The organism is Bradyrhizobium sp. AUGA SZCCT0158 (assembly GCF_018130065.1).
Taxonomy (GTDB): Bacteria; Pseudomonadota; Alphaproteobacteria; order Rhizobiales; family Xanthobacteraceae; genus Bradyrhizobium.
This window is the reverse complement of record NZ_JAFCME010000026.1, coordinates 73,376-82,789: the sequence shown is the minus strand read 5'-3', so window position 1 is coordinate 82,789 and position 9,414 is coordinate 73,376. Positions and strand designations below refer to the sequence as shown.

Sequence of the window (9,414 nt, the reverse complement as noted above, 5' to 3'; positions counted from 1 at the left end):
TGCCAAAGCCGAAGTGTCACAATATGAATCACACAAAATGCCGATTCGGGAATCCCCGACATCAGATGTGTGCATGCCCTAGGGCCTTCGCCGGGACGACAAACCGGGCCTTGTTTTCTTCATATTGCATCGCAATTGATGTAATTGGATAACGTGCTGGTGACGCTGCGAAGGCAAAACGCGCTGCTGACCTCAGGAGAATTTCGATGTCGCTCGATTCGGACGTGATCGTCGATCGCCGCAGGATACGCCGCAAGCTGACTTTCTGGCGCCTGGTGGCGGCCGTGGTCGTGCTTGCCGCGGTCGTTGTCGTCGGTGTGCTCGCGACACCCGCCGGCCGCTCGCAGCTGGCGGTGTCCGGCTCGATTGCCCGCGTCAATATCGAGGGCCTCATTCGCAGTGATCAGCAACGCGTCGAGGCGCTGGAGCGGCTGGAGAAATCGTCGGCCGCCGCCGTCATCGTGCACATCAATTCGCCGGGTGGCACCACCGCCGGCTCCGAGCAGCTTTACGATGCGCTGACGCGGCTGAAGGCCAAGAAGCCGCTGGTCGTGGTGGTCGAAGGGTTGGCCGCCTCGGGCGGTTACATCGGGGCGCTTGCGGCCGATCACATCATCGCCCAGCAGAGTTCATTGGTCGGCTCGATCGGCGTACTGTTTCAATTTCCGAATTTCACCGAGTTGATGAAGACCGTCGGCGTCAAGGTCGAGGAAGTGAAATCCTCGCCGCTCAAGGCGGCACCGAACGGCTTTGAGCCAACCAGCCCCGAGGCGCGGGCGGCGCTCGACGCGCTGGTGAAGGACTCTTACGCCTGGTTCCGCGGTCTCGTGAAGGCGCGGCGCGGCATGGACGAGGCGTTGCTCGAAAAAGTCGCGGACGGACGCGTGTTCACCGGCCGCCAGGCGGTCGAGCTGAAGCTGGTCGATCAGCTCGGCGACGAGAAAACCGCGGTGGCATGGCTGGTCGCCGAGAAGAAGATCAAGAGCGATCTGCCGGTGCGCGATTTCAAGCTGACCCCGCGGTTCGGCGACATGACTTTCCTGCGCGCAGTCGCGTCCGTCAGCTTCGATGCACTCGGCCTGAGCGTGATCGCGCGTCAGGTCGAGCAGGCTGGTGTCACAGGAGCTGTCGACCAGCTGGCACTGGACGGTATGCTGGCACTGTGGCGGCCCGCGGCCTCTAATTGAAGCCGCGCAGGCGAGGTTTGGCGCGGTCCTCCCGCATTGCGGGTGTTGCGACAATCCCTTTCCGGGCCATTTGTCACGTCATTTCGCGTCGCTCTAAATCGATTTAGCGTCTTGACAGTTCAAGGCATTTTCACGGAAATGGAAGTCCGCACGACAGTGGACCCCAGTCTCGATGATCAAATCCGAACTTGTTCAGCGCATCGCCGAGCACAACCCGCATCTTTATCAGCGGGATGTGGAGAACATTGTGAACGCGATTCTCGATGAGATCGTCGCTGCCTTGGCGCGCGGCGACCGTGTCGAGCTCCGCGGTTTCGGCGCGTTCTCGGTCAAGCATCGTCCAGCCCGCGCAGGACGCAATCCGCGCACCGGCGCGCATGTGCCGGTCGATCAGAAGAGCGTCCCGTTTTTCAAGACGGGCAAGGAAATGCGTGAGCGGCTGAACCGCGAGGGCGGTTCGCCCGAGGCCGGCGCGTAACCATAGCGTTTTCAGGCGAAGTGGACCCCGGTTCGCGTGAAGAAGCGCGTCACGTAAAGGACCCCACCGGGTTCTGACGATCGGGTGCCGCGTTGCGGGACACGTGCCCGCCGATATCAGCTGCTTCGAGAGTCCGCACTGCGAGAGATGGTCATGCGAAAATTCTTCTCGGCGCTGGTCGTCATTCCCCTAGGTGTCATCTTCATCGTCTTTGCGGTCGCCAACCGTCATTCGGTGACGGTATCGTTCGATCCGTTCGATTCCGTCAATCCGGCGGTCGCGGTGTCGATGCCGCTGTTCGTCGTGATCATTGTGGTAGCAATCTTGGGGGTCGCGGCGGGCGGCATGGCGACCTGGTTCCGCCAGCGCCGCTGGCGCCGCGCCGCACGCCAGCACGAGGCCGAGGCCCGGCGGGCGCGGTCGGAAATAGCCGATCTGCGCGCCGCGGCGGCGGTCTCCCGGGGCGGCGTGCCGCAGCTTGCCGCACCGGCGCCGCGCGGCATTTACGGGGCAGCCGGGCGAGACAAGCAGGGCGCGACGTTGTAGAACCCGCCCAAACAGCCCCGTTCCAACCCGCGCTTGGCGGCTTGAAAGCCGCGCCCGAGAGACCATGTCCCTGCTCGTCAAAATTTGCGGCCTGTCCACGCGCGAGACGCTCGACGTCGCGCTCGGGGCCGGCGCTGATATGGTCGGGTTCGTGTTCTTCCCCCCGTCGCCGCGCCACCTCGGCCTTGAGAGCGCACGGGAACTCGGCAAGCAGGCCAAGGGCCGCGCCGTCAAGGTGGCGCTCACGGTCGATGCCGACGACGCGACGCTCGAGAATATCGTCGAGACTCTCCGGCCGGACATGTTGCAATTGCACGGCAAGGAAACCACCGCGCGGCTGCGCGACATCAAGGTGAAATTCGGCCTGCCGCTGATGAAGGCGCTACCGGTCGAGACCACGGCCGATCTGGTGCCGCTCGCGGGCTATGCTGCGGTCGCCGACCGCATCCTGTTTGATGCCCGTGCGCCGAAGGAAGCCACCCGCCCTGGCGGGTTAGGGGCCGTGTTCGACTGGCACCTGCTTGAGAAGCTCGATCTCGAACTGCCGTTCATGGTCTCGGGCGGGCTTCACGCCGCCAACATTGCCGAAGCCGTTCGCGTCACGCGCGCGGGCGGCGTCGATGTGTCCTCGGGTGTCGAGCGTTCGCCCGGCGTCAAGGATCCCGACTTGATCCGCGATTTTATCCGCGCCGCGCGCGCCACCGAAGAATTGATGGTCCGATGAATCCAGGTCAGCCAAACTCCCTGCCAAACTCCTTCCGCACCGGCCCCGACGAGCGCGGGCATTTCGGCAATTTCGGTGGCCGCTTCGTCGCCGAAACGCTGATGCCGCTGATCCTGGATCTGGAGAAGGCCTACGCCGCGGCCAAGGCCGATCCGTCGTTCGCTGCGGAAATGAAGGGCTTTCTCAAGCACTATGTCGGCCGGCCGTCGCCGCTGTACTTCGCCGAGCGCCTAACCGAGCATCTCGGCGGCGCAAAAGTCTATTTCAAGCGCGAGGAGCTCAACCACACCGGCTCGCACAAGGTCAACAACGTGCTCGGCCAGATCATGGTCGCGCGCCGGATGGGCAAGAAGCGCATCATCGCCGAGACTGGCGCGGGCCAGCACGGCGTCGCTACTGCGACGCTGTGTGCGCGGTTCGGGCTGGAATGCATCGTCTATATGGGCGCGGTCGACGTCGCGCGTCAGGCGCCCAACGTGTTCCGCATGGAAATGCTCGGCGCCAAGGTGATCCCGGTCCAATCAGGGACGCGCACGTTGAAGGACGCGATGAACGAGGCGCTGCGCGACTGGGTCACCAATGTGCACAACACCTTCTACTGCATCGGCACGATCGCGGGGCCGCATCCCTATCCGATGATGGTGCGCGATTTCCAGTGCGTGATCGGCGACGAAACCCGCGAGCAGATGCAGGAGGTCGAGGGCCGGCTGCCGGATTCGCTGGTCGCCTGCATCGGCGGCGGCTCCAATGCGATGGGGCTGTTTCATCCGTTCCTCGACGATCCCTCGGTCGAGATTTTCGGCGTCGAGGCCGCGGGCCATGGCCTGACCCAGCTGCATGCGGCCTCGATCGCCGGCGGCCGGGCCGGCGTGCTGCATGGCAACCGCACCTATTTGTTGATGGACGATGACGGCCAGATCCAGGACGCGCATTCGATCTCGGCGGGACTGGATTACCCCGGCATCGGGCCGGAGCATTCCTGGCTCTATGAGAACGGCCGGGTCACCTATCTCAGCGCAACCGACGACGAGGCGCTCGCCGCGTTCCAATTGCTGTCGCGGCTGGAAGGCATCATCCCCGCGCTGGAATCGGCACACGCCATCGCCAAGGTCGTGGAGCTCGCGCCGAAGCGGCCGAGGGATCACTTGATGGTCGTCAATCTCTCGGGCCGCGGCGACAAGGACATCCCGCAGGTCGCCGAATTCTTGAAGGGTGAGAAGAAGTGAGTACCCGTATCGACGCGCGGTTTACCGAGCTCGCCAAGCAAGGCCGCTCGGCCTTCGTTACCTACGTGATGGCGGGCGATCCCGATCCGACGACCTCGCTCGAGATCATCAAGGCGCTGCCGAAGGCGGGCGCTGACATCATCGAGCTCGGCGTGCCCTTTACCGATCCGATGGCAGATGGGCCGTCGATCCAGGCGGCGGGGTTGCGCGCGCTGAAGGCCGGCATGACCCTGAAGAAGACGCTGGGGATGGTGCGTGACTTTCGTAAGGACGATGACGTCACGCCGCTGGTGCTGATGGGATACTACAATCCGATCTACATCTATGGCGTCGACAAGTTTCTCGCCGACGCAAAGACCGCCGGCGTCGATGGTCTGATCATTGTCGACCTGCCGCCGGAAGAAGACGACGAACTATGCCTGCCGGCGATGAAGGCCGGTCTTAATTTCATTCGTCTCGCGACGCCGACCACCGACGACAAGCGGCTGCCGGCGGTGCTCGCGAACACCTCCGGCTTCGTCTACTACGTCTCGATCACGGGCATCACCGGCAGCGCGAGTGCGGATTCCAACGTGGTGGGGGAAGCGGTGGCCCGGATCAAGCGGCACACCAGGCTGCCGGTTTGCGTCGGCTTCGGCATTCGCACCCCGGATGCCGCACGTGCAATCGCCGAGCGGGCCAACGGAGCGGTGGTCGGCACCGCGCTGGTCGATGCTTTGCGCGGCACTCTCGACGCCGAGGGGCGGGCAACCGGTAAATCGGTCGCCGCCGTTGCCGATCTCGTTACCGCCCTGGCGCAGGGCGTCCGGGGAGCCAAACAGGCTGCGGAATAAGCCATAATTGCGTGCAACTAGGCGTTATATGCGGCTTGCCGGGCTGAACCCGGGCCGCCATATATTCGAGCGTAGCGTTTTGGACTTCCGGTTCGCGTGAAGAAAACGCGTCAGAATATAAAGTCGATGCGTCCAACCGCATTTCGGAGCGAAACATGAATTGGCTCACCAACGTCGTCCGGCCGAAGATCCGCAGCATCCTGCGCCGCGAGACGCCGGAGAATCTGTGGATCAAGTGCCCGGATTCCGGGCAGCTCGTGTTCTACAAGGACGTCGAGGCCAACCAGTTCGTCATTCCCGGCTCGAACTATCACATGCGCATGGGCGCGGTGGCGCGGCTAAAGTCGATCTTCGACAACGAGACCTGGTACGACATCGCGCTGCCTGACGTGACCGCCGATCCGCTGAAGTTTCGCGACGAGCGTAAATATGCCGACCGCATCAAGGATGCCCGCGCCAAGACCGGATTGAACGACGCCATCAAGGTCGGCTACGGCAAGCTCGAAGGCGCCGGCGTCGTCGTGGCCGTGCAGGATTTCGATTTCATGGGCGGTTCGCTCGGCATGGCCGCAGGCGAAGCGATCGTGCGTGGGCTCGAGCTCGCGGTCGAAAAGAAATCGCCGTTCATCGTGTTCGCGGCCTCCGGCGGCGCGCGGATGCAGGAAGGTATTTTGTCGCTGATGCAGATGCCGCGCACCACCGTCGGCGTGCAGATGCTGCGCGAAGCAAAACTGCCCTACATCGTCGTGCTGACCAACCCGACCACCGGCGGTGTCACCGCGTCCTACGCCATGCTGGGCGACGTGCAGATCGCCGAGCCCGGCGCGCTGATCGGATTCGCCGGCGCGCGCGTCATCGAACAGACCATCCGCGAGAAACTGCCGGAAGGTTTCCAGCGCGCCGAATATCTGCGCGACCATGGCATGGTCGACATGGTGGTGCACCGCCACGAAATGCGCCCCACCCTGGCGCGGCTGTGCCGGCTGCTGACGAAGTCGCCGGCGCCTGATGTTGCGTCGAAAGCCGTGCCGCAGGTCACCGACCCGGCCCAGATCGTCTCGGCGCCGGAAGCGGTGCCGGCTGCACCGCACGCGTGAACGCACCCGCCGCCAGACCGCAGCCCTCGCTCGACGAATTGATCGCGCAGCTGTCGACGCTCCATCCCAGCCGAATCGATCTCAGCCTCGATCGCATGCAGGCCCTGCTGGCGCGGCTCGACCATCCCGAACGCAAATTGCCGCCGGTGATCCACGTCGCCGGTACCAACGGCAAGGGTTCCACCATTGCCTATCTGCGCGCGATCCTGGAAGCCGCCGGCCTGCGCGTTCACGTCTACACCTCGCCCTATCTGGTGCGGCTCAACGAATGTTTTCGTCTTGGCCGCAGCGGTGGTGGCGTGCTGGTCGATGACGATGAATTGTGCGCCGTGCTCGGGCATTGCGAGCGCGCCAACGCGGGCGATCCGATCACGATTTTCGAGATCGAGACCGCGACGGCGTTTTGTCTGTTTGCACAGCATCCGGCCGATGTCGTGCTGCTGGAAGTCGGCCTCGGCGGACGGCTGGACGCCACCAATGTGATCGACGCGCCGCTCGCGTGCGTGATAGCGCCGGTCAGCATGGATCATACGGAATTCCTCGGTAATTCGCTGACCGAGATTGCCGGTGAGAAAGCCGCCATCATCAAGCGCAATGCGCCGGTGATTTGTGCCGAGCAGGCGCCGGAAGCGCTTGATGTGATCGAGGCGCAGGCGCGCCGCATGCGCGCACCGCTGCATGCGGCCGGCCAGCAATGGCATGTCAGCGTCGAGCGCGGCCGGCTGGTCTATCAGGACGATCGCGGCCTGATGGATCTGGTGGCGCCAAAACTGTTCGGCCGGCATCAGTTCGACAATGCCGGGCTTGCGATCGCGACCTTGCGTGCGCTCGACGCCTTCAAGATCGGCATGCCCCATTTCGAGGCCGGCATCGTCAACGCCGAATGGCCGGCGCGGATGCAGCGGCTGGTTTCCGGTGCGCTGGTCGAGCAGGGCCCGCAGGGGTGCGAGATCTGGCTCGATGGCGGGCACAATGCCGAAGGCGGGCGCGTCGCCGCAGCCGCGCTGGGCGATCTGGAGGAGAGGGTGTCGCGTCCGCTGGTCGTCATAACAGGCATGATGGCCAACAAGGACGCCGACGCGTTCCTCGCCAATTTCGCCGGGCTGACGCGCCATATCATGGCGGTGCCAATCCCCGGTCGCGACGATGCGAGCTCGATGGCCATGGCGGCGTCGATGCCGCCGGACCGGCTGGCGGATGCCGCCCGCGCCCTGGGCATGCGCGTGGAGAACGCCGCCAGCGTCGAAGCCGCGCTTCAGGCGCTGTCGAAACTTGCTTACGAAGTGCCGCCACGCATCCTGATCACCGGATCGCTCTACCTCGCGGGCCACGTGCTGGCGCGTAATGGCACGCCGCCTGCATAACCCCTCGTGTCCCGGACCGCGGTGCAGCGTGTAACGCCGCTCCGCAGAGCCGGGGCCGATCCGGGGCACGTAGACCTCGACTGGACTGGAAAGACCATGCGCTTTGCCGCGATTGCCGATGTGCACGGAAATTATCTCGCGCTGGAAGCTGTCATCGCCGACATCCGCGCGCAGGGTATCAAAGAGATCGTCAATCTCGGCGACATGGCGAGCGGCCCGCTCGACGCGCGGCGCACGATGGATGCCTTGATCGCGCTCGATGCCGTGCACGTGCTCGGCAATCATGACCGATACCTGATAGACCGGCCGCTGGAGAAGATGGGTTCCTGGGACCGGCCGGCCCATGCGCAACTAGACAAGTCGCATCTCGATTGGCTGCGCGCGCTGCCGCCGACGCGCGTCTATTGCGACCAGGTGTTTCTCTGCCACGCGACGCCGGCGCATGACGAGGTCTATTGGCTGGAGACCGTGCTTGCCGACGGCACCGTTTGCATGGCCTCGCTCGATGCGATCGAGAAGCAAGCCGAAGGAATCACGCAGCCGCTGATCCTCTGCGCCCACACCCATGTCGCGCGCACCGTCCGGCTTGGCGATGGGCGCAGAATCGTCAATCCCGGCAGCGTCGGCTCGCCCGGCTATCGCGACACCCATCCGTTCCCGCATGTGATCGAAGCCGGCACGCCGGATGCGCGCTACGCGATCCTCGAACTGGTTGACGGATCGTGGCGCGCGACGTTTCGCCATGTGCCCTACGACCATGAGGCAATGGCGGCGCTGGCGCGGCAGAACGGCCAGTTTGAGCTGGCCAGCGCGCTGGCGACGGGGTGGATCCGTTAGGTCAATCTTGTCGTCTGCGTTGGGCCGACTTCGTCGGACACGCCGACGTGCTCGCGATAGACCATTTCCCAACCCTTCCATCCCGTGAACAGCAGAATCAACACGACGATGAAGGACAGGATCACCCCCGTCGGGACAATGGCCGATGTGCCCTGCTCGTAGCGGGAATACCAGTTGTAGAGCTCGATCAATACCGCCACCACGTTGCCGCCGGCGTGCAGCCATGCGTCGTTGAGATTGCGGATGCGATCGTCTCCCATCAGATCGATTACGCCGACGATGGCGGCAAGCACCGCCATGATCAGGCCGACGCCGAGCAGCCAGAGCGAAGCTGACGCCCAGAAGTCGTTCGAAGTTCTCCAGAACGCCACGTCCGAAACAAAAGCCAGAACGAAACAGGCGACCGGAAATGGAATGAGCATGGGATGAATAGGGTGCCCTGCAATCTGGGCGGTCGATTTGGGGTTCGTCATAAATGCCTCCTGAAGTAGCAACTGTTCCTTCAACGGAGGCTTGTCGCGCGAGTTCCTATATCGCGTCGGCTATGCGCGCGTGCGCTGCGTCAATATCGTGAAATTCGGGCATATATCTTTCGATGCCGGGGCGAAGCCAGCTTCATTTGAGCAGCTTCAGCGGGCACCATGGCGCGCGGGGATGGCGGTAGCGGTCGGGTGCGCGGAGGGCAATGGCGATGGCCCTTCAAACGCGAGACATGCCAGCACCTCAACGCAAACGGCCGGCGATGAGCCGGCCGTTTCGGAAAAATAGCTAAATCGAAACAGATCAGACCGCGGCAGTGATCCACTGCTGCAGCTTCGCCTTCGGCGCGGCGCCGACCTGGCGGGAGGCCATCTCGCCGCCCTTGAAGATCATCAGGGTCGGGATCGACATCACGCCGTATTTCGAGGCCGTTTTCGGGCTCTCGTCGACGTTCAGCTTCACGATCTTGACCTTGTCACCCATCGCGCCGGAAATCTCGTCGAGCGCAGGCGCGATCATGCGGCAGGGGCCGCACCATTCTGCCCAGAAATCCACGACCACCGGCCCGGTCGCGTTGAGCACTTCGGCTTCGAAATCGGCGTCAGAAACCTTGCCAACGGCCATGGGAATACCTCGTTCGGT

Annotated in this window: 11 protein-coding genes; 9 read left to right on the top strand and 2 right to left on the bottom strand. The window is 63.9% G+C overall.

What is annotated here, in order from left to right; all coding sequences use genetic code 11:
• Window positions 1-206: 206 nt before the first annotated feature.
• The 9 genes from sppA (at window position 207) to JQ574_RS28500 (ending at window position 8,292) form a co-directional block, all read left to right on the top strand.
• Window positions 207-1,187, top strand: a complete 981-nt coding sequence (gene sppA / locus JQ574_RS28540; RefSeq protein WP_212210031.1) for a signal peptide peptidase SppA — start codon at window positions 207-209, stop codon at window positions 1,185-1,187.
• Window positions 1,188-1,359: 172 nt separating this feature from the next.
• On the top strand, window positions 1,360-1,665 hold the full coding sequence (locus tag JQ574_RS28535) for an integration host factor subunit beta (protein ID WP_192736230.1): 306 nt from the start codon (window positions 1,360-1,362) through the stop codon (window positions 1,663-1,665).
• A gap of 153 nt (window positions 1,666-1,818) precedes the next feature.
• On the top strand, window positions 1,819-2,211 hold the full coding sequence (locus JQ574_RS28530) for a lipopolysaccharide assembly protein LapA domain-containing protein (RefSeq protein WP_212210030.1): 393 nt from the start codon (window positions 1,819-1,821) through the stop codon (window positions 2,209-2,211).
• 64 nt (window positions 2,212-2,275) lie between these two features.
• Window positions 2,276-2,935 (top strand): phosphoribosylanthranilate isomerase, encoded by a 660-nt coding sequence (locus JQ574_RS28525; RefSeq protein ID WP_212210029.1) that lies wholly within the window; start codon window positions 2,276-2,278, stop codon window positions 2,933-2,935.
• Window positions 2,932-4,161: a tryptophan synthase subunit beta gene (gene trpB, locus JQ574_RS28520; protein WP_212384098.1), complete on the top strand. Its 1,230-nt coding sequence runs from the start codon at window positions 2,932-2,934 to the stop codon at window positions 4,159-4,161. Before JQ574_RS28525 ends, trpB begins: the two co-directional genes overlap by 4 nt.
• Window positions 4,158-4,994 carry a tryptophan synthase subunit alpha gene (gene trpA, locus JQ574_RS28515; protein WP_212210027.1) on the top strand — a complete coding sequence of 279 codons (837 nt, stop codon included), beginning with the start codon at window positions 4,158-4,160 and terminating at the stop codon, window positions 4,992-4,994. Before trpB ends, trpA begins: the two co-directional genes overlap by 4 nt.
• A gap of 155 nt (window positions 4,995-5,149) precedes the next feature.
• The gene (accD, locus tag JQ574_RS28510; protein ID WP_192736235.1) at window positions 5,150-6,091 is read left to right on the top strand and encodes an acetyl-CoA carboxylase, carboxyltransferase subunit beta; all 942 of its coding nucleotides are present in this window, start codon (window positions 5,150-5,152) and stop codon (window positions 6,089-6,091) included.
• Window positions 6,088-7,455 (top strand): folylpolyglutamate synthase/dihydrofolate synthase family protein, encoded by a 1,368-nt coding sequence (locus JQ574_RS28505; protein WP_212210026.1) that lies wholly within the window; start codon window positions 6,088-6,090, stop codon window positions 7,453-7,455. Before accD ends, JQ574_RS28505 begins: the two co-directional genes overlap by 4 nt.
• A gap of 96 nt (window positions 7,456-7,551) precedes the next feature.
• Window positions 7,552-8,292 (top strand): metallophosphoesterase, encoded by a 741-nt coding sequence (locus tag JQ574_RS28500; protein WP_212384097.1) that lies wholly within the window; start codon window positions 7,552-7,554, stop codon window positions 8,290-8,292.
• Here the strand turns inward: JQ574_RS28500 and JQ574_RS28495 are convergent.
• Together JQ574_RS28495 and trxA are read right to left on the bottom strand one after the other, a co-directional pair.
• On the bottom strand, window positions 8,289-8,765 hold the full coding sequence (locus tag JQ574_RS28495; RefSeq protein WP_212210038.1) for a DUF2231 domain-containing protein: 477 nt from the start codon (window positions 8,763-8,765) through the stop codon (window positions 8,289-8,291). The two genes, JQ574_RS28500 and JQ574_RS28495, sit on opposite strands and share 4 nt — an antisense overlap.
• 310 nt (window positions 8,766-9,075) lie before the next feature.
• On the bottom strand, window positions 9,076-9,396 hold the full coding sequence (gene trxA / locus JQ574_RS28490) for a thioredoxin (RefSeq protein WP_192736238.1): 321 nt from the start codon (window positions 9,394-9,396) through the stop codon (window positions 9,076-9,078).
• Between the last annotated feature and the right edge of the window lie 18 nt (window positions 9,397-9,414).